A 20,231-nucleotide genomic window follows, 5' to 3' on the forward strand; every position below is an offset into this window, starting at 1 on the left:
GGCAGGCGGGACAGAAATTTCGTTGCAGGCTGCTACCAATGAGCGGCGCGCCTATCGCGCAGTTTTTTTTCTGTCATAATCCCGCCCCCTTAAGACCGGGTCAGAAAACCTTCCATGATCGATCTATTCAGCGGACTGGATGCTTGGGTAATTGTGAGCTTGTTGCTCGCCCTTGCGTTTGTCCTCACCTTCGAGTTCATCAACGGCTTTCATGACACCGCCAACGCGGTGGCGACAGTCATTTACACCAAGGCCATGCCGCCCCATCTGGCAGTATTTTTCTCGGGCGTGTTCAATTTCCTCGGGGTGCTCCTGGGTGGAGTCGGCGTGGCGTATGCCATCGTCCATCTGCTGCCGGTCGAGTTGTTGATCAACGTCAACACCGGTCATGGTCTGGCGATGGTGTTCTCGCTGTTGGCTGCGGCCATCACCTGGAACCTCGGCACCTGGTATTTCGGCATCCCGGCGTCCAGCTCCCATACATTGATCGGTTCGATTCTGGGCGTAGGTCTGGCCAACGCGCTGATCAATAACATTCCGTTGGCCGAAGGCGTGAACTGGCAAAAAGCGATCGATATCGGCGCCTCGCTGGTGTTCTCGCCACTGGCCGGTTTCATCGTGGCAGGCCTGGTCCTGTTGGCGCTGAAAGCCTGGCGCCCCCTCTCCAAAATGCACAAGACCCCGGAACAACGCCGCAAGCTCGATGACAAAAAACACCCTCCTTTCTGGAATCGCCTGGTTCTGGTGATTTCGGCGATGGCAGTGAGTTTTGTACACGGCTCCAACGATGGTCAGAAAGGCATCGGCCTGATCATGCTGGTGCTCATCGGTATCGTCCCGGCGCAGTTCGTGCTGGACCTGAGCACCACGACTTACCAGATCGAACGCACCCGCGACGCGACCCAGCACCTGAGCCAGTTTTACCAGCGCAACAACGCGACGCTGGGCGAGTACCTGGCACTGGGCAAATCGGCGGCGGGCGACTTGCCCGAGCGTTTCAGCTGCAACCCCGAGCAGACCGAGCCGACCATTGATGCTCTGCTGAACAACCTCAAAGGCGTCAACGACTACCACACTCTCGCACCGGAGCGTCGCATCGAAGTGCGTCGCTACCTGCTGTGCCTGGACGACACGGCACGCAAAGTCGGCAAGCTGCCAGCCCTTGATGCCCGTGAAAAATCGGATCTGGAGAAGCTGCGCAAGGACCTGACCGCGACCACTGAGTACGCGCCGTTCTGGGTCATCTTCGCCGTTGCACTGGCGCTGGGTATTGGCACCATGGTCGGCTGGAAACGCGTCGTGCTGACCATCGGTGAGAAGATCGGGAAGCAAGGCATGACCTACGCTCAGGGCATGTCCGCGCAGATCACCACCGCGAGCGCCATTGCGCTGGCCAACGTGTTCAGCCTGCCGGTTTCGACCACTCACATCCTGTCGTCCGGCGTGGCCGGGACCATGGTGGCGAACAAGAGCGGCCTGCAGGGCGGCACGGTTCGCAACATTCTGCTGGCATGGGTGTTGACCCTGCCCGCCACGGTCGCGCTGTCGGCAGGGTTGTTCTGGTTGGCGTCCAAAGCGCTGGCCTGACCTGACTGCACCGGCTGACCTGAAAAGCCCATTCATTGAATGGGCTTTTTTGTGGGTGCTCTAGCGGCGTTTCTTGCTGCCGCCCAGCAACGATCCCATCAACCCGCGCACCAGTTCGCGACCGATCTGGGTGGCGGCCTGGCGCATCGCACTTTTGACCGCCTGCCCTGCCAGTCCGCCCAAAAACCCACCGGCCATGTCGGCAAAGCCGCCTTCTGACTTCTCCTCAGCGGCGGGCTTCTGCGCAGGATCCGCCGGTGCGCCCTTGCGCGCCAGCAGCATTTCGTAAGCCGATTCGCGATCCACGGGTTTGTCGTAGCGACCGGCCAGTGGCGACCGTGCAATCAGCGCGGCGCGCTCAGCCTGGGTCAACGGCCCGATGCGCGATTGCGGCGGCGCGACCAAAACACGCTGGACGATTTCAGGCGTGCCCTTGTCCTGCAGCGTGCCCACCAGCGCCTCGCCGATGCCCAACTCGGTCAGCACCGAGAGCGCGTCGAACTCGGGATTGGGGCGAAACCCGTCCGCAACGGCCTTCAGCGATCGTTGCTCCTTGCTGGTGAACGCGCGCAGGCCATGTTGAATGCGCAAACCGAGCTGCGCCAAAACGGAATCCGGCAGATCCCCCGGCGACTGGGTGACGAAATACACGCCGACGCCTTTCGAGCGAATCAGCCGCACCACTTGCTCCAGCCGCTCCTGCAGCGCTTTCGGCGTATCCGCGAACAGCAAATGCGCTTCGTCGAAGAACAGCGCCAGCAACGGTTTATCGGCATCGCCGCGCTCAGGCAATTGCTCGAACAGCTCGGCCAGCAGCCACAGCAGGAAGGTGGCGTAGACCTTCGGCGACTCGTGCACCAACCGGCTGGCGTCCAGCAGATGAATCTGCCCGCGGCCATCGCTCGCGGGCTGCAAGATGTCTTCCAGTTGCAGCGCTGGCTCGCCGAACAAGGCCTCGGCGCCTTGCTGTTCAAGGACCGCCAGCCGACGCAGCAGCGCCTGACTCGACCCTTTGGTCATCAACGCGCTGTCGTCGCCGAGGACTTCGGGGTTGTCGCGCAAATGATTGAGCAGCGCCTTGAGGTCCTTGATGTCCAGCAACAACAGCCCTTCCCGATCCGCCACCTTGAACGCGGCGTACAGCGCCGATTGTTGGCTGTCCGTCAATTCCAGCAAACTTCCCAGCAGCAGCGGGCCCATTTCCGAAAGGGTTGTGCGCAACGGATGGCCCGTTTCACCGTGCACATCCCACAGTGTCACCGGATAGCCCTGAGGTTTATGGTGCAACCAGGGCATGCCGGCGATGCGCTCGGCGATCTTGCCTTGCGGGTTGCCCGGGGCGCCGAGCCCGCAAAGATCACCCTTGATGTCCGCCGCGAACACGGCCACGCCGGCGTCGCTGAACACTTCCGCCAGGCGCTGCAAGGTGACGGTTTTCCCGGTGCCCGTCGCGCCGGCCACCAGCCCGTGACGGTTGGCCAGACGCATCGCCTGCCCGATCGGCTGGCCCTTCAGGTCAGCGCCAATAAGAATCTGTTGTGAGTCAGGCATCCGTTCACCCAAGCGTTGCATTTGATATTCCCGAGGGGACTGCGGCGACAGCCCGGTTGGACCGGCACCGCTGAGCGCCCTCAGGCCACCTCGCTACTCTAGCGCAAGACGCTAGCGCAAGCGGCGTAACGCTAGTTCATGGGCGTGGGTGCGACGATCTGCAACCGAACATCTGTATCTGTGGATGGTCAACCCCAGAAGGACCGAATCAATGGACGAAGGCATCCCATGCACATTGCTGACATGACCATGTTCTACGCCCCTGCCAGCGGTGGCGTGCGTACGTATCTGGATGCCAAACACCGTCGCCTCGCGCTTTATCCGGGCGTGCGACACAGCCTGCTGATCCCGGGCCCGCAAAGCAGTCATGAAGATGGCGTGTACCGGGTTCCGGCGCCGCCCGTACCGTTTGGCAACGGCTATCGTTTTCCACTGCGCGTCGGTCCCTGGCGAGAGGCCCTGCGAAGTCTGCGGCCAGACCTCATTGAAGTCGGCGATCCTTATCTGACCGCCTGGGCTGCACTGGATGCCCGACGCCAACTGGACGTGCCAGTGATTGGCTTTTACCACTCCGACCTGCCGCTGCTGGTGAGCAACCGGATTGGCACCTGGCTGGGGGCCAACGTCGAGAATTACGTCAGCAAGCTCTACGGCAACTTTGACCGAGTGCTGGCGCCGAGCGCGGCGATGGCGGACAAGCTGATCCGCCTGGGTGTGAAGAATGTTCATGTGCAGCCGTTGGGGGTTGATCTGCAGACGTTCCATCCCTCTCGGCGAGATCCTGGTCTCAAGGCCGAACTGGGCCTGCCAGCTGAAACCCATCTGCTCATCTTTGCGGGCCGCGGCTCGAAAGAGAAAAACCTGACCGTTCTGCTCGACTGCATGAAGGCGCTGGGCGCGGGTTATCACCTGTTGCTGGTGGGCTCCCATATGCCGACCGGCGTGCCGGCCAACGTCACGGTTGTGGATAAATTTCGTCCTGCCGCCGAAGTCGCGCGCCTATTGGCGGGTGCGGATGCGCTGGTGCATGCAGGGGATCAGGAAACCTTCGGCCTGGTGGTGATTGAAGCCATGGCCAGCGGGATTCCGGTGGTCGCGGTGGATGCCGGGGCTTTCCGCGAAATCGTCCCCGAGCACTGCGGCCTGTTGTGCGAACCCAATCAACCACTGGCCATGGCGGCAGCGGTGCGTCAGCTGTTTGCCGAGAACGCGCCATCCCGAGGCGCAGAGGCGCGGCGTCATGTCGAGGCACATTATGCGTGGGACGCCGTGGTCGCCGGCTTGCTCGGCCATTACCAGGCAGTACTCGGCGCCCGTCAGCCGGTCTATGCCCATGGCTAAGATTCCCGCAATCACGCAACGCAGCCTGATGCTGGTGCTCCACGACGTGGCCCCGCAAACCTGGCCGGATTATCGACCCTTCGTTGAGGCGGTCGACAAGCTAGGGAACATTCCCATTACCTGGCTGGTGGTGCCGGACTTCCACAAGCATGACCCGATCGACGCCAACCCGGAGTTCCAGCGGTTGATGCACGACCGCCTCGCACGGGGCGACGAACTGGCGCTGCACGGCTATTACCATTGCGACGACAGCCCTGCCCCGCGCACGCCGCAGGATTTTTTCATGCGGCGCATTTACACCTGGGAGGGCGAGTTCTACACACTTGACGAGCATCAGGCGTTGCAACGGCTGGAAGCGGGCATGGAGGTGTTCCGCCGCAACGAATGGCCGCTTCATGGATTCGTCGCTCCGGCCTGGCTGATGAGCGAAGGCACACACAATGCCCTGCGAAAATTGCCGTTGGACTACACAAGTGATGCCCAACACTTGTATCGTCTGCCGGACTTTTCCGAGATCGATGCGCCCGGCATCGTCTGGAGCGCTCGCAGCGCCTGGCGCCGGGGCGTATCGAAAATCGTCAGCAACCACCGTGAGGCTCAATTGCATAACGCCGCAACCATCCGTCTGGGTCTGCACCCCGTAGACATGCGCCACGACTTTTCCCGCCGTTACTGGCTGCAAGCCCTTGAGCGCTTGTTGAACGACGGCCGTACGCCGATGAGCAAATTTGCCTGGTTACAGGGCCTGAATGCCGCCAGGTCTGCGGCGTGAGGCGACTTGGCTGGCTCGCAGCAGCGCTGATACTCGCCCTGCTGATTCCGTTCTTCATGGGCGGCGCGGACATGTTTCATCGCCTGCGCAACTTCCCGGTGATGCTCCTGATCGGCATGTTCGTCATGGTGCTGGTGGGCTGGTGCATGAACACGATGCGCCTGCGCCTGTTGCTCGGCGACGCCGCCAGCGGGATCGGCATGCGCAAAAGTCTCGCTGTGGTGATGGCTACGGAGTTTGCCTACTGCGCGACGCCCGGGGGCAGCGGCGCGCCCTTGACGCTTGTCGCACTGCTCTCGCGCAGCGGTATTGGTCCGGCGAAAAGCACAGCCGCCTTCGCCACTGACCAACTGATGGATCTGGTGTTTTTTCTCCTCGCACTGATCGGCATCCTGATTTACGCAGTGTTCCACCGGCTCAGCGAAAACCTTGAATGGATGCTCATTGCCAGCGCCCTGCTGATCGGCGCCGGACTTTGTGCCTGTGCCGGTTTCGCGCGGTACCACCGACGCATCATTCTGTTCAACGGTCGGGTGCTCAAGCGCCTGAAACGCAAGAACACCACGCGTATTCGCTGGGCGCGCAAACTGCTGCATTTCCGCGACGCGCTGGCTGAAACCTGGAAAATGCCCCATCGCATTCTGTTGCAGGTGTTTGCGCTGACCTGCGTGCACTGGAGTCTGCGTTACAGCGTGCTGTACCTGGCGCTGCAAGGGTTGGGCGTGAACATCGACTGGGCGTGGACGTTTCTGGTGCAGATGCTGTCGCTGAGCGCTGGGCAGTTCAGCCTGTCGCCGGGCGGCGCGGGAGCTGCGGAGTTGACGTCGGCGGCCTTGTTGGCGCCCATGGTGGGCAAGTCGACGGCAGCGGCGGCGATCCTCATCTGGCGGATCGTCACCTATTACTTCTATCTGGTCGCGGGGGGGCCGGTGTTTCTTTTGATGGTCGGGCGCCCCCTTTTGAACAAGCTACTGCGGATCAAGACGGTCTGATTCGTCTTCCTGTCTGGCAGACGTCAGTTCTTTCCATAACGCTTCGGCCCCCTCGAAGTCCGTGCCGTCTTCCGGCGACAGTGCGTCGACGTCGTAACGGCTCAGGCATCCCTCGCCAAGGGTCGGCGGGGCTTTGGATGTGGCTTTGTCGAGGGGGTCGGTCATGGTGATTCCGCCTGTCGTGCCGGAGAAGCTTCACTGTTCGCAAACAATCGAGTTGCAGTAAGCCGCCGAACTTAAGCGGCTCACCCAAACCGCTTAATCACTGCTTAATCAAAGACGACTGTTTTGTTGTCATGCACCAGCACGCGGTCTTCCAGATGTGCGCGCAAGCCGCGAGCAAGCACCATCTTTTCCACGTCGCGACCGAAACGCACCATGTTTTCGATGCTGTCGCGATGGCTGACGCGCACCACGTCCTGCTCAATGATCGGACCGGCGTCCAGTTCTTCGGTGACGTAGTGGCAAGTAGCGCCGATCAGTTTCACGCCACGCAGCGACGCCTGGTGGTACGGCTTGGCGCCGACAAACGAAGGCAGGAAGCTGTGGTGAATGTTGATGACCTGATGCGCGTATTCCCGGCACAGTTGCGGCGGCAGGATCTGCATGTAACGCGCCAGCACAACAACGTCGGCTTCGTGGTGTTTGACCAGACGCGAGACTTCGGCGAACGCCGGCTCTTTGTCTTTCGGATCAACCGGCACGTGGTAATAAGGAATGTTGTGCCACTCGACCATACTGCGCAGGTCCTGGTGGTTGGAAATCACGCAGGCAATTTCGCAGTCCAGTTCGTCGCTGTGCCAACGGTGCAACAGGTCGGCCAGACAATGGGACTCCCGGCTTGCCATGAGCACGACGCGCTTTTTCTGCGCGGAGTCGGTAATGCGCCAGTCCATCGAAAACTCTTCGGCGATGGGCGCAAAAGCTTCACGGAAACCTTCGAGGTCGAAAGGCAGGGTATCGGCACGCATTTCATGACGCATGAAAAACCAGCCGCTGAGGTTGTCAGAGTGATGGCTCGCTTCGGTAATCCAGCCGTTGTACGAGGCCAGAAAGTTACTGACCTTGGCAACGATACCGACACGGTCCGGGCAAGCAATCACCAGACGAAAAGTGCGCATGTGAAAAACTCCAGAACTTCGCAAAGGCCGCCATTCTAGCGATTACCTGACGACTGTGCAGTACCCGGATGCCGCTGATTTCAGGCGGCAAAAAAGCGCACCCTTCGGGGATAAATGCATTAGTGCCGTACCGGTTCATCGGCGACGGAAATTCGACGCCAGACACTTCGCAGAAAACAGCAAGGTGATGGGCGTTCTATAACGCTACATGTGTATCTAAATCGGAGGTATGTCTGCGGCTATTTCAAAATGCTACGGATAAAACTTTTCTTAAATGTTTACTTGCGCAAACACTCTGATTATTATGCGCCCATCGCATCATGCCCATCACAACATAGGTATCCCCCATGTCACTGATCAACGAATACCGCGCAACAGAAGAAGCCATCAAAGAACTGCAAGCCCGCCTGCAAAATCTGCAACAAGACGACAAACTGCAGAAAGAACTTGAGTTCGAAGGCAAACTGCGCACGTTGATGGGCGAATATCAGAAATCCCTGCGCGACATCATCGCGCTGCTGGATCCAGACTCCAAAATGAAGGCTCCACGTGGCGCTGTTGTGAAGCCGGTCGGCACCAAACGCGCTCGCAAGGTCAAGCAATACAAAAACCCGCACAACGGTGAAATCATCGAAACCAAAGGCGGTAACCACAAGACGCTGAAAGAGTGGAAAGCCAAATGGGGCGGCGACGAGGTTGAAGGCTGGGCAACTCTGCTGGGCTAATTGCCGGTTTTAGAGTCAGCCGTCGCGCAGAGATGTTCGACTCAAAAAGACGCCAGCCATGCTGGCGTTTTTTATTGCCTGCCATTTACCCCTGTGGGCTTAAAGTCCCAGACGCTGTTTCAACATCAGCGAGTATTCCTGCCACTGAGCGAGCACTTTGAGTTGCTCGGGCGTGGCGTTCAGCGAGAGTTCGACCAGCGCACGGCTGAATGCCTTGAGCGTATTGGGGGCGCCGGCCTGAGGATCGCTCAGGCGCAACTGACAAAACGCCAACCAGCGCTGTTGCTCTACAACGCTCAGGGTTTCGGCAAAGTTGCGGGCGCGGTAGCGGAATAACAATTCAGGCAATCGGGGATCATCGAACGGCCAGCCATCGGTAGCCAGTTGCTGGGGCTCGGCAATGCGCACCTGCTCGCAGAGACGACGATCCCGATCATTGATAAAGCCGTCGTACAACTGCTGTTCCGGATCCTCACTGACCGCGAAGTTGTCGTTGGCATAGACGCTTTTCAACTTGTCCTGCCAGATCGTCTGCCCTTCATTCAAGGCGGCCACGCGCGTTTTATAAACACTCATGTCCAGTTGCAGACGCTGACGGTCCTCCTCGCGAAGCACGCTCAGCGGGGCAATGACCGGGCATTTATTAACATGCAGCAATTTCAGCGGAACCGGTAACTGGCCTTCGAGCAGATCTTCGCGGCGGGTATATAGCCGCTGACGCAAGGTCTCGCCGTCTTCGTCCAGCAACGGGCTGTGGTCATGGAACAGGTCACAGACAATCAACGCATTTCGGTTCACCGGATGCCAGGCCAGCGGAAGTACGACGCTGACATAACTTCGAGCTGCGGAAAAACGACCCGATATATGCACAAGTGGCTGCATCAATCGAATCTGATCCTGCACCTTGTGCTTGAAGCGCAAGCCAAAAAGATAATCGTAAAGTTTGGGTTGCTTATCGCGGACCAGGCGCGCCAGCGCGATGGTCGCGCGGACATCGGAGAGCGCGTCATGGGCATGACCATGATCGATCCCGTTGGCCGCCGTCAGCCGCTCAAGTTTCAGCGTAACCCGGCCCTCTTCTTCCGGCCAGACAATGCCCTCCGGACGCAGCGCGTAAGCCGTGCGCACCACATCGATCAAATCCCAGCGGCTGTTGCCGCCCTGCCATTCGCGTGCGTAGGGATCGAAGAAGTTGCGATAAAGACTGTAGCGGGTCATCTCATCGTCAAAACGGAGCGTGTTGTAACCCGCGCTGCAGGTGCCGGGCAGAGACATCTCCGCGTGCAGTCGGGTCATGAAGTCTGCTTCACACAAGCCTTTTTCCGCGAGCCGGTCAGGCGTGATGCCTGTCACCAGGCACGCCGCCGGATGGGGCAGGATGTCATCGCTGGGCTGGCAATACAGGTTGATCGGCTCGCTGATCTCGTTGAGCTGATCGTCCGTACGAATACCCGCCACTTGCAGCGGCCGGTCGTTGCGTGGATTGATCCCGGTGGTTTCGTAGTCGTACCAGAAGATGCTGGAAGTCACGGGCTGATCCTGAACAAAAGACCGGGCGAGTTTAACAGATGCCCCTCCTCGCCTGACGCCAGCAATTGCACCCTGCGGCCCGGGATACTGCGACACAGTTTGTACGAAAGTGGCGGCTGTCGAAGGCCAATAAGTTGTAACAGGCTCTTTCCCACACATTGTCCAGAATCATCCTGTTGCTTAGCCACTCCGGCGTGGCTAGCATCAAACCTCTTTCACCGGCGTACCTTTCTCTATGTCCCTTTCCCATGCAGAGCCAGGATTTACTGTACCGCTTGCCCTGCTGGACACCCGTGTTCGCATGGAAACGCCCGAGGGCATAGACCTCATCCTGCGCCCTGCCGGGTTGCTGTCCCGGTCAATTGCTTTCGCCATCGATCTGATGATTCGCGGCGTTCTGCTGGGTGCGCTGTTTTTCGTGCTGGGAACACTGGGCGACTTCGGCACCGGGCTGTTCATGCTCGCGCTGTTTATCGGGACCTGGGGCTATATGGTGCTCTTCGAAGTGCTGCATCAAGGGCGCACGCCGGGCAAGCAGATCATGGGGCTGCGGGTCATTCACGATGACGGCACCCCGATTGGATGGTCGGCCTCAGTGCTGCGCAATCTGCTGCGCTTCGTCGACATGCTGCCCTTCGGCTACTGCGTTGGCGCGTTCACCTGTTTGCAGCACCCACTGTTCAAACGCCTTGGGGATCTGGCGGCCGGCACACTGGTCATCTATCGGGACTTGCCCCCGAAACGGCCGCCACTGGCTGAAGCCACCGCGCTGATTCCGCCGCTGCCCCTCTTGCTGGAGGAACAGCGCGCCATACAAGCCTTTGCCGAGCGGCAGAGCACACTTTCTTCGGCGAGGGCTCAAGAGCTTGCTGCCATCGTCACGCAACCCTTGCAGTTGTCTAGCTCGCGAGATCCTCACTACCCGGTCCAGCAATTGAATGGCATTGCCCGCAGCCTGGCCGGCTTGTCATGAAGCAGAGCCTGTTCGAACAACGCCATGCAGAAGACTGGCAGCGTTTTGCAACACGCCTTGAGGCGCTGGAAGGGAGTCGCCGCAAAAGCGGGTCCGGTGCTGGCTTCAGCCGCGAATACCGTCAGATCTGCCAACAGCTTGCGCTGGCGATTGACCGTGGCTACGCCAGTCATCTGGTCGAGCAACTCCAGCAGCTTGCGATGCGCGGCCACCAGCAGTTGTACCGCCACCGAAGCCAGTTCAGTGCGCAGTTGCTGAGCTTTGTGCTGGCGAACTTTCCACGTCTGGTGCGTGCCGAATGGCGATGGGTCGCCCTCGCCGGCCTGCTGTTTTTTGGCAGCCTGACGCTCATGGCGCTGCTGGTCTACGGCTATCCGGATCTGGTCTACAGCGTCGTCAGCCCCGCCGATGTCGCCGGAATGCACGCCATGTACGAGCCCGCCGCACGGCGTATCGGGCAAACGGCCGAGCGCGCGTCGAGCACTGACTGGCTGATGTTCGGTTACTACGTGATGCACAACGTCGGCATTGCTTTCCAGACCTTTGCCAGTGGCCTGCTGTTAGGCGTCGGCAGTCTGTTTTTTCTGTTTTTCAACGGGCTGATGATTGGCGCGGTGGCGGGCCATCTCACCGACGCAGGCATGGGCACAACCTTCTGGCCGTTCGTGGTCGGACACAGCGCCTTCGAACTGACCGGCATCATGCTGGCGGGTGCTGCGGGGCTGAAACTCGGATGGGCCCTGGTCGCTCCCGGCCGACTGCGCCGAGGCGAGGCACTGCGCCGCGCTGCCCGGATCAGCGTGCGACTGATTGGCGGGGTGATGATATTCCTGCTCATCGCTGCATTCATTGAAGCGTACTGGTCGTCGATGAGCTGGCCGTCAGCGACAGCCAAATATGGGGTGGGCGCTTCCTTGTGGGTGCTGGTCGGCGCCTACCTGACCCTTGCCGGACGCACGCCCCATGCGCCTGACTGACGCCAGCGTTGTCATACGCCCACGCACGCCGTGGGAGGCCCTCGATCTTGGCGTTCTCCTGGCGCAACGGCACCGCGCCTTGCTGATGACCAGTTGGGCCATCGTCACCGTGCCGATCTTCGCGCTGCTGACCCTGCTGTTGTGGGATTACCCGTCGGTGGCAGTGCTCGTGTTCTGGTGGCTGAAGCCAGCCTACGAACGGCTGCCGCTGCTGATTCTGTCCCAGGCGCTGTTCGGCCCGCCACCGTCACTCAGGCAGGCGCTGAAAAGCTTTCCGTCGGCACTCAAACCGCAGTTGATCGCGAGCCTGACCTGGCGGCGTCTGAGCCTCAGCCGCAGTTTCTATCAGCCGGTGCAGCAACTGGAGGGACTCGACGGGTTGTCCCGGGCGCAGCGCATTACCGCGCTTGGCCAGAAGGATTCCCGGGCGGCGCGTCTGCTGACCGCCCTGGGCAGTACCCTTGAAATGACCTTCTGGATCGGCCTGATGGTGCTCTTCTACGCCATGATTCCGCCGCAGATCGAAGCCGACTGGTCGTGGCGCAGCCTGCTCGACATAGAGGGTGAATGGAACTGGCTTGAGCATCTGACCAACGGGTTTTATGCCTTGGTCCTGATTGTCTGGGGGCCGGTGTATGTGTCCTGCGGATTTGCGCTGTACCTCAATCGCCGAACCGCATTGGAGGCGTGGGACATCGAACTGGACTTCCGCAAACTGCGTCAGCGTGTTTTGGGGAACGCACTGGCGTTGCTACTGGGCGGGTTCCTCGCGCTGACATTGCTGCCGACCCCGGTCATGGCAGAGTCTGCGTCAAATCAATCGATGGCAGATCAGTCAATGGCGGACGAAATCCCCAGCGAGTCGGGCAATAGCTGCCCACTGCCGCCACTGGACAACCCGCAGACTGACGAAGACGTTGCACCACCCGATTCACCTCGCCTGCTCAATCAGCCGCTGACCAGCCAGGCGTCACAGAACGCCATCCATGCCGTGCTTGAACAACCGCCGTTCAAGAATCCCAAACCGGTGTCCGGATGGCGCATCGCCCAGCCCGCTTACGATGCCAAGCATGATGCCAAGTCAGCCGAGACACCCAACTGGCTGGCGCGACTGGTCGTCGGCACGCTCAACGTAGGCAAGACCCTGTCGGCGGTATTCGGCGCGCTGCTGTGGACGCTGCTTGGCCTCACGGTCGCGTGGGTGATCTGGCGCTATCGGACCTGGTTCGCCACCTTCGTGGGTAAAAGCCCACGCAAGGCAACGGCTCCACGAGACATCCCTCACCAACTCTTTGGCCTGCAGGTTCGCGCTGAAAGCCTGCCGACGGACGTTGCCGATGCAGCGGAAAGACTCTGGCAACAGTCACCGCGCGAGGCATTGAGCCTTCTTTATCGCGCACTGCTGAGCCGCCTGTTGACCGATTACCAACTGCCGCTGAAAAGTGCCGACACCGAGGGCCAGATACTGGCACGCATTGCCGAGCTCAAGCAGCCATCCCTTGATCACTTCAGCCATGAACTGACGCGCCACTGGCAGAATCTCGCCTACGGACATCAGGTGCCGCCGGATCAAGCCCGACAGACGCTGTGTTCAGGCTGGCGGAAGTTGTTCGCACAGGGAGCAGGCGCATGAGCCGGCGCTGGATCATCGGGCTGGTCGCCGCGCTGATGCTGGTGAGCCTCGTCATCGCCGGCGTCCCCGCGCTGAAGCGGCTCGAGCGTTATGAGGAAACCGTCGACCAGGGACCCTCGCCTGAGGCGCTGGCCAACCCTTACCTCGCCGCGCAGACGTTCCTGCGTCAGCGAAACATTCAGGTGAAAACGGTTGAAACGCTCACCGCTCTCCCTGACATCCGCGACCAGCCACAAACGCTCATGCTGCTGGACTTCCGCGAAAGGATGACGCCGTCGGAGGTCAAGCGCTTGCTGGCCTGGACCCGATCAGGCGGCCGTCTTCTGTTTGTTGCCGAACAGCTGTGGGACCCGACCAAGGGAAGCAGCGGCGACCTGTTGCTGGATCAACTGCAGATTCACCAATTCCTCACCCAGGACCTGCAAGAGCAGGACCGCGAACGGCAGCGCGAACAGCTCAAGCCGGTCATCCCGCTGAGCACGCTGGACATTCAAGGCCCGGAAACGCCGTGGCCCGAGCTGACCCGGCTGTTCGTGCAAAACGAAAACGACCCGGCCTACATGAGCTTCGACCCGGCCTTCCATCTGGATGACCCCGAGGACCATGCACAGTCATGGGCCAACAGCGCTGACGCCACGCACCTGCTGCAAATGGTGTACGGCTCTGGATTAATCACGGTTGTCACCGACACCGATCTGTGGAAAACGCAGGCCATCGGCGAATACGATAACGCCTGGCTGCTCTGGTACCTGAGCCAGGACAGCACCGTCACGATGGTGCTGCGTACTGAACACGACAACCTGTTCGGGCTGCTCTGGAAATACTTCCCCCAGGCGCTGCTCGCCCTGACGCTGTGCCTCGTTGCCACGCTGTGGCATGCGGGCATGCGCCATGGCCCGATGTTGCCGATCCTTGCGCGCGGCCGTCGTCAGCTCAGCGAACACCTGCGTGCAAGCGCCGACTTCATGCTCCGCCGCGAAGGCCAGCACGCCGCATTGCGCGCCTTGCAGCAAGACATCCTGCGTCGCGCCCGGCAACGGCATCCTGGCTTTGAGACCCTGGCCGTCACCGAACAATGGCAAACGCTGGCACGCATGACGCGTCAGTCCACCAGCCACATCGGCCAGGCGTTGCGTCCGCGGCCGGAGCAGCGCTTGTCCAGCAGCGAATTCACCCGCCAGGTTGCGTACCTGCAAACCCTCAGGAATGCATTGAATGCGTAAGCGGACAATCCGCAGCGTCATATCGCTGCGCTGGCGAGTGGTAATGCCGAATCAGTCTTCGGCTGCGCCCAGAACTTTGTCGACATAGTTCTCGACGAACCAATCGGGCAGACCGATCAACTTCGCCTGTACCTGCCTGTTGAATCTGACGAGCAGCGAATGCTGGTCGATAATGAATGCAATATTTGGGGCGTGGTGTGAATTTTGTAGAGGGAGAGGTCCAGAAAGCCGGTCGCTTTGACATCGTGTTCGATGTCATCGGCGTTCACGTAGATTCCAATGAGGTTCGCCGGAACAAAGTCTTTCATCGTGGATTTGCCGCTGCCATTAGGCCCCGCCCAGCAGCGCGCCCTAGGCACCGGCTTTCAGCCGGCGAACCTTGTGCACCTTGCCCAACAGGTGTCACAGGATCCGACCGGGTCCTCTCAGGGTTCTCGACATACACTCAAGATCGGACACACATGGATTCGGCTTTTTCCTATCAAACCTCGACGCAGCACCGCCTCTGACCTTTGAGGCTCGATACATTCGCATGATGCGGCGAGCCAGGCAGTTCGTTAAGCGGTGCATTGGCAAAATCCCCAAAGTCAAATCAGGTAAGCACTCGATTTATGGACGATAAAACGGACTTGAACATTAGCAAAACGCCCGAGCATGTGAGCGATCAACCGACCGAGCCAAGCCACGCGTCTAATCACCTCCCCATCCCTGAAACCGCAGCCGTGGACCACAAGCACCCCGAGCCGGCCACCTCTTCAGGCAGCCATCTGGCGCAGCAGCGCCAGCGCGCGATCCATCTGGCGCAGGCGGTGCGGCATGAGTTGCAAAAAGCAGTCATCGGCCAGGACGCCGTTATCGATGATGTGCTGACCGCGCTGATTGGCGGCGGTCATGTGTTGCTCGAAGGCGTGCCGGGTCTGGGCAAGACGCTGCTGGTGCGGGCGCTGGCCCGGTGTTTCGGCGGCGAGTTCGCGCGCATTCAGTTCACCCCTGACCTGATGCCCAGCGACGTGACCGGCCATGCCGTGTACGACATGCAGAGCGAGCAGTTCAAGCTGCGCAAGGGGCCGCTGTTCACCCATCTGCTCCTTGCGGACGAGATCAACCGCGCACCGGCAAAGACTCAGGCCGCGCTGCTTGAGGCGATGCAGGAACGGCAGGTCACACTGGAAGGCCGCGCCCTGCCGGTGCCCCAACCCTTCATGGTGCTGGCGACGCAGAACCCGATCGAGCAGGAAGGCACTTACCCGCTGCCCGAAGCCGAGCTCGACCGCTTCATGCTCAAGGTGCGCATGGATTATCCCCAGGCCGATCAGGAGCTGGAGATGGTCCGCCAGGTCACCCGTTCGACGCGCTCCGACATGCTCGATGTCCAGCCCCTGCGCACCTTGATGCAGGCAAAGGATGTGCTGGCGCTGCAACGCATCGCCGGCGATCTGCCGGTGGATGAACAGGTCCTCGATTACGCCGTGCGGCTTGCTCGCGCCACTCGCACGTGGCCGGGCCTGACACTCGGCGCAGGGCCGCGGGCGTCCATCGCACTGATTCGGGGAGCGCGCGCGCGGGCGCTGTTGCGCGGCGGCGAGTTCGTCATACCTGACGACGTCAAAGGCTGCGCGCTGGCGGTGCTGCGTCATCGAGTGAGGCTAGCGCCGGAGCTGGACATCGAAGGCTTGTCAGTGGATCACGTGCTCAAGCAATTGCTGGATCAGGTGGCGGCGCCGCGCCGATGAAGCAACTGCTCAAGCCGTCGAAACGCATGCTTTGGTGGCTGGTCGTGCTCCTCGGCGTCTCGGTGCTGCTCGGCATTCTGCAGGCATTGGGGCGCGGCCCGGTTGCCCGGCTGGACGGCTTTTTCTGGACCCTGCTGTGGGTGATGACTGCCGTCGCTGCGTTGGATGCCGCGTGGCTGTGGCGTCTGCCCTCCCCTCGGGCCAAGCGGCACTTGGCCGGCAGCCTGGGGATGGGACGCTGGAGCGAGGTGCGGGTCGAGCTGGAACACGATTCAACCCGCGCGCTGCACATGACCTTCTTTGATCATGGCCCCTCCGAGCCGGACGCCCGCTACGAAACCGAAAATCTGCCCCAGGACGTCGTGCTGCGTCCACAGCGCACGGCGCAGCTCACGTATCGGCTGCGCCCGGCCAGTCGCGGGGATTTCACCTTCGAAAGGACCGAGATCCTTATCCGCAGCCCGCTGCGCCTGTGGTCATCCCGGCGTTTTGTGTTCAACCATGACGCTGTCCGGGTGTACCCGGATTTCGCCCGGTTGCACAACGGGCAACTGCTGGGCGTCGAGAACTGGCTCAGGCAGATCGGCATCCGCCAACAGCCGCGCCGGGGGCTGGGCCGGGAATTTCATCAACTGCGCGAATTTCGTGAAGGCGACAGCCTGCGTCAGATCGACTGGAAGGCCACGGCCCGGCATCGCGCGCCCATTGCGCGGGAATATCAGGATGAGCGCGATCAGCAAATCCTGTTCATGCTCGACTGCGGCCGACGCATGCGCAGCCAGGACGGGGAGCTGACGCATTTCGACCATGGGCTGAACGCCTGCCTGCTGCTGAGCTACGTGGCGTTGCGTCAGGGCGACGCGGTCGGTCTTTCAACCTTTGCGGGCGAACAGGACCGGTACCTGCCCCCCGTCAAAGGCGCCAGCCAGCTGAACGTGCTGTTGAATCACCTCTACAACGTCAACGCGACCCAGCGCCCCGCCGATTACGCGGTAGCAATGCGAAATATCCTCGCGCGGCAGAAACGCCGGGCGTTGGTGGTGTTGATCACCAACGTGCGGGACGAGGATGACGAGCAGCTACTGGAATCGGTCAAACAGCTGAGTCGACATCATCGCGTGCTGATCGCCAGTTTGCGCGAGGCCGTGCTCGACGATCTGCGTCAAGCGCCGGTGCAGACCTGGCAAGAAGCCGTGGACTATTGCGGGACGGTCGATCTGCTCAACGCACGCAGCGGGCTGCATGAGCGTTTGGTCGCCCATGGCATCCCGCTGCTGGATGTGCGCCCCAGTGAGCTGGGGCCGGAGCTGGTCAGCCGATACATGAGCTGGAAAAAGGCAGGGGCTTTGTAGGGCGCCTGCCCTCAGGCGGACGCCTCCAGCGGGTAGAAACTGAAGTAGTGCTGCAAGGCCTGAATGAGGACAAAGTATTCCGCCGGCGCCGCTTGCAGGCGGAAGCCGGAATCGAACACGCGCGGGGTTTCGTCTTCATGACACCACAGGCAGCTGGCGTCGATATCGATGTTGTACAGGCCGCTCTTGCCGTCGGGCACCTTCAGGCGCAGCTGAAAATCAGCCCCCACCAGAATGGGCAGATCGCTGATCAGCATCAAGCCCTGCTCAGACACGTTACCCAGGCAACCCAACGGTTTATCGGTATACCGGTTGAACACTTGCAGGTAGTAAGGCAGTTGGTGACGTTCGATTCGTCTTTCATTAAGCATTCGGACACTCGCCCTGAGATGACCATTGAGCATGGCCGCGCTAGTGCTTTGGGATTCGGCTGCACGAAACTGCCAGACCCGTGACGCCAGAATCCATCAGTTGAAAAACCGATCACGACATCTGACTCATTCGGCACTGGCAAAAGTCACTGACCCGAATGGCCGATGAGCGATAACCCCGCTTATCACCCTGCTTTCAGATCAGTGGCGCTGCCGCCTTCGTCAAAACACTTAGGTCCCTACTCATCGCAGCCTAGCTCAGGTTTTCCCGATATCCACCCGAAAACGCGACCGTATATCCACTCGGGTGTAACTAGCGTGAAGCAGCACGTGGTGTGGCAGGCGGCGCAAGGTTGTCATGCCCCAACTGGTGCAGGGTGTCCAGGCGGGCCTTGGCGCGGAACGCGTACTCGCTTTCCGGGAACTGGGTGATGATGTACTGGTACGTCTGCACGGCATCCATGTAGAACTTCTGGCGTTCCAGGCACTGGCCCCGCAACATCGACACTTCGGGCTGGACATAGCGACGCGAACGGCTCTCGCGATCGACTTTCGACAGGTTGTACATCACCGCGTCACAGTCGCCCTGGGCGTAGGCACGGTTGGCGTTGTTCAAATGGCTGTTCATTGCCCAGCGGGTGCAGCCACCCAAGGCAAGCAGCGCCACTAATATCATCACGATTCGCATGAGAGTCTCCTGTGCTCAGCCCTTGTATCGGCGTATTCCGGGATTTCTTCAAGGTCGATTTGACGGCCGCCGACCTGCCGATTGCCCAGCGATCCGGGGGGCAGGTAGTGCAAAGGAACAATGACTACAGAGCAATACAGTAGTAGCCTCTCGCTGCGCTTCATTTAAGGAGTTTGTGCATGACCGTTCGCCGCACCAAAATCGTAGCCACACTGGGCCCTGCCAGTAATTCGCCAGAAGTCATCGAGAAGCTGATTCTTGCTGGCCTGGACGTCGCCCGCCTGAACTTCTCCCACGGCACGCCCGACGAGCATAAGGCTCGCGCGAAGCTGATCCGCGACATCGCCGCCAAGAACGGCCGGTTCGTCGCGCTGCTGGGTGACCTTCAAGGCCCGAAAATCCGCATCGCCAAATTCGTCAACAAGAAGATCGAGCTGAAGGTAGGTGACAAGTTCATCTTCTCCACCAGCCATCCTCTGACCGACGGCAACCAGGACATCGTCGGTATCGATTACCCCGATCTGGTCAAGGACTGCGGCGTCGGCGACGAGCTGCTGCTGGACGATGGGCGCGTGGTCATGCGCGTTGACACCCAAACCGCCGACGCACTGCATTGCACCGTGACCATCGGCGGCCCGCTGTCGGATCACAAAGGCATCAACCGTCGCGGCGGCGGTCTCACGGCTCCGGCGCTGACCGAGAAAGACAAGCAGGACATCAAGCTCGCTGCCGAAATGGACCTGGATTACCTGGCCGTTTCGTTCCCGCGTGATGCAGCCGACATGGAATACGCGCGCAAGCTGCGTGACGAATCCGGCGGCACGGCCTGGCTGGTGGCGAAGATCGAACGCGCCGAAGCCGTTGCCGACGACGAAACCCTCGATGCGCTGATCCGCGCCAGTGACGCGGTCATGGTTGCCCGTGGCGACCTGGGCGTGGAAATCGGCGACGCGGAGCTTGTGGGCGTCCAGAAGAAAATCATCCTGCACGCACGTCGCCACAACAAGGCGGTGATCGTTGCCACGCAGATGATGGAATCGATGATTTCCAGCCCGATGCCAACCCGCGCCGAAGTGTCCGACGTGGCCAACGCCGTGCTCGACTACACCGACGCCGTGATGCTGTCCGCTGAAAGTGCCGCCGGCTCGTATCCGGTCGAAGCCGTGGAAGCGATGGCGCGTATTTGCGTCGGCGCCGAGCGTCATCCGACCGGCAAGACCTCCAGCCACCGCGTCGGTCACTCGTTCACCCGTTGTGACGAAAGCATCGCGTTGGCGGCTATGTACACCGCCAACCACTTCCCTGGCGTGAAAGCGATCATCGCGTTGACCGAAAGCGGCTACACCCCGCTGATCATGTCGCGCATTCGCTCCTCGGTGCCGATCTACGCGTTCTCACCGCACCGCGGCACCCAGGCGCGCGCGGCGATGTTCCGTGGCGTTTACACCATTCCGTTCGACCCGGCGGCACTGCCGGCCGGTCAGGTCAGCCAGTCGGCTGTGGACGAACTGGTCAAGCGTGGTCTGGTTGAGCAAGGCGACTGGGTCATCCTGACCAAGGGCGACAGCTACCACACCATCGGCGGCACCAACGGCATGAAGATCCTGCACGTCGGCGACCCAATGGTTTAAGCGACACCGCCACACGAAAAAGCCCCGCCTC

General features: G+C 60.8%; 18 protein-coding genes. 12 read left to right on the forward strand and 6 right to left on the reverse strand.

Features of this window, described 5'->3' with window-relative positions:
• Positions 1 to 114 precede the first annotated feature (114 nt).
• The gene (locus QWI20_RS10990) at positions 115 to 1,587 is read left to right on the forward strand and encodes an inorganic phosphate transporter (protein ID WP_369305518.1); all 1,473 of its coding nucleotides are present in this window, start codon (positions 115 to 117) and stop codon (positions 1,585 to 1,587) included.
• A 60-nt stretch (positions 1,588 to 1,647) separates the two neighbouring features.
• Here QWI20_RS10990 and QWI20_RS10995 read toward each other — a convergent pair whose 3' ends face one another.
• Positions 1,648 to 3,138 carry a helicase HerA-like domain-containing protein gene (locus tag QWI20_RS10995; protein WP_369305519.1) on the reverse strand — a complete coding sequence of 497 codons (1,491 nt, stop codon included), beginning with the start codon at positions 3,136 to 3,138 and terminating at the stop codon, positions 1,648 to 1,650.
• Between the two features lie 228 nt (positions 3,139 to 3,366).
• Between QWI20_RS10995 and QWI20_RS11000 the strand changes: the two genes are divergently transcribed.
• From QWI20_RS11000 to QWI20_RS11010, 3 genes are read left to right on the forward strand one after another with little or no spacing between them, the layout of a single operon-like run.
• Positions 3,367 to 4,479 (forward strand): glycosyltransferase family 4 protein, encoded by a 1,113-nt coding sequence (locus QWI20_RS11000; protein ID WP_369305520.1) that lies wholly within the window; start codon positions 3,367 to 3,369, stop codon positions 4,477 to 4,479.
• A gap of 10 nt (positions 4,480 to 4,489) precedes the next feature.
• Positions 4,490 to 5,251, forward strand: coding sequence for a DUF2334 domain-containing protein (locus QWI20_RS11005; protein ID WP_369305606.1), 762 nt, complete (start codon positions 4,490 to 4,492; stop codon positions 5,249 to 5,251).
• On the forward strand, positions 5,248 to 6,243 hold the full coding sequence (locus QWI20_RS11010) for a YbhN family protein (RefSeq protein WP_369305521.1): 996 nt from the start codon (positions 5,248 to 5,250) through the stop codon (positions 6,241 to 6,243). The genes QWI20_RS11005 and QWI20_RS11010 overlap by 4 nt, the downstream gene beginning before the upstream one ends.
• Here QWI20_RS11010 and QWI20_RS11015 read toward each other — a convergent pair.
• Positions 6,220 to 6,408 (reverse strand): hypothetical protein, encoded by a 189-nt coding sequence (locus tag QWI20_RS11015; protein WP_346627086.1) that lies wholly within the window; start codon positions 6,406 to 6,408, stop codon positions 6,220 to 6,222. The genes QWI20_RS11010 and QWI20_RS11015 overlap by 24 nt on opposite strands.
• A gap of 104 nt (positions 6,409 to 6,512) precedes the next feature.
• On the reverse strand, positions 6,513 to 7,364 hold the full coding sequence (purU, locus tag QWI20_RS11020; protein WP_074884652.1) for a formyltetrahydrofolate deformylase: 852 nt from the start codon (positions 7,362 to 7,364) through the stop codon (positions 6,513 to 6,515).
• Between the two features lie 347 nt (positions 7,365 to 7,711).
• Here purU and mvaT point away from each other — a divergent pair, with 347 nt between their 5' ends.
• Positions 7,712 to 8,089, forward strand: coding sequence for a histone-like nucleoid-structuring protein MvaT (gene mvaT, locus QWI20_RS11025; RefSeq protein WP_192171704.1), 378 nt, complete (start codon positions 7,712 to 7,714; stop codon positions 8,087 to 8,089).
• A 99-nt stretch (positions 8,090 to 8,188) separates the two neighbouring features.
• On the opposite strand, the gene sbcB is transcribed toward mvaT, so the two are convergent.
• Positions 8,189 to 9,619 (reverse strand): exodeoxyribonuclease I, encoded by a 1,431-nt coding sequence (sbcB, locus tag QWI20_RS11030; protein WP_369305522.1) that lies wholly within the window; start codon positions 9,617 to 9,619, stop codon positions 8,189 to 8,191.
• 235 nt (positions 9,620 to 9,854) lie between these two features.
• Between sbcB and QWI20_RS11035 the strand changes: the two genes are divergently transcribed.
• The 6 genes from QWI20_RS11035 to QWI20_RS11060 all read left to right on the forward strand — a co-directional run bounded on the left by QWI20_RS11035 (position 9,855) and on the right by QWI20_RS11060 (position 17,510).
• The gene (locus tag QWI20_RS11035; RefSeq protein ID WP_369305523.1) at positions 9,855 to 10,592 is read left to right on the forward strand and encodes an RDD family protein; all 738 of its coding nucleotides are present in this window, start codon (positions 9,855 to 9,857) and stop codon (positions 10,590 to 10,592) included.
• Positions 10,589 to 11,569, forward strand: a complete 981-nt coding sequence (locus tag QWI20_RS11040; protein WP_369305524.1) for a stage II sporulation protein M — start codon at positions 10,589 to 10,591, stop codon at positions 11,567 to 11,569. The genes QWI20_RS11035 and QWI20_RS11040 overlap by 4 nt, the downstream gene beginning before the upstream one ends.
• Positions 11,556 to 13,202, forward strand: coding sequence for a DUF4129 domain-containing protein (locus QWI20_RS11045; protein ID WP_369305525.1), 1,647 nt, complete (start codon positions 11,556 to 11,558; stop codon positions 13,200 to 13,202). The genes QWI20_RS11040 and QWI20_RS11045 overlap by 14 nt, the downstream gene beginning before the upstream one ends.
• Complete coding sequence (locus tag QWI20_RS11050; protein ID WP_369305526.1) at positions 13,199 to 14,425, forward strand: DUF4350 domain-containing protein; 1,227 nt, start codon at positions 13,199 to 13,201, stop codon at positions 14,423 to 14,425. Before QWI20_RS11045 ends, QWI20_RS11050 begins: the two co-directional genes overlap by 4 nt.
• 611 nt (positions 14,426 to 15,036) lie before the next feature.
• Positions 15,037 to 16,158 carry an AAA family ATPase gene (locus QWI20_RS11055; protein ID WP_369305527.1) on the forward strand — a complete coding sequence of 374 codons (1,122 nt, stop codon included), beginning with the start codon at positions 15,037 to 15,039 and terminating at the stop codon, positions 16,156 to 16,158.
• Positions 16,155 to 17,510: a DUF58 domain-containing protein gene (locus QWI20_RS11060; RefSeq protein ID WP_369305528.1), complete on the forward strand. Its 1,356-nt coding sequence runs from the start codon at positions 16,155 to 16,157 to the stop codon at positions 17,508 to 17,510. The genes QWI20_RS11055 and QWI20_RS11060 overlap by 4 nt, the downstream gene beginning before the upstream one ends.
• A gap of 11 nt (positions 17,511 to 17,521) precedes the next feature.
• Here the strand turns inward: QWI20_RS11060 and QWI20_RS11065 are convergent, their stop codons facing one another.
• Together QWI20_RS11065 and QWI20_RS11070 are read right to left on the reverse strand one after the other, a co-directional pair.
• On the reverse strand, positions 17,522 to 17,881 hold the full coding sequence (locus QWI20_RS11065; protein ID WP_369305529.1) for a PilZ domain-containing protein: 360 nt from the start codon (positions 17,879 to 17,881) through the stop codon (positions 17,522 to 17,524).
• A gap of 313 nt (positions 17,882 to 18,194) precedes the next feature.
• The gene (locus QWI20_RS11070; RefSeq protein WP_074884629.1) at positions 18,195 to 18,569 is read right to left on the reverse strand and encodes a tol-pal system YbgF family protein; all 375 of its coding nucleotides are present in this window, start codon (positions 18,567 to 18,569) and stop codon (positions 18,195 to 18,197) included.
• Positions 18,570 to 18,748: 179 nt separating this feature from the next.
• On the opposite strand from QWI20_RS11070, the gene pyk reads away from it, so the two are divergent.
• Positions 18,749 to 20,200, forward strand: coding sequence for a pyruvate kinase (pyk, locus tag QWI20_RS11075; protein ID WP_133772322.1), 1,452 nt, complete (start codon positions 18,749 to 18,751; stop codon positions 20,198 to 20,200).
• The last annotated feature ends 31 nt before the right edge of the window (positions 20,201 to 20,231 follow it).

Origin of the sequence: Pseudomonas sp. W2-17, from assembly GCF_041060445.1 — a bacterium.
GTDB lineage: Bacteria > Pseudomonadota > Gammaproteobacteria > Pseudomonadales > Pseudomonadaceae > Aquipseudomonas.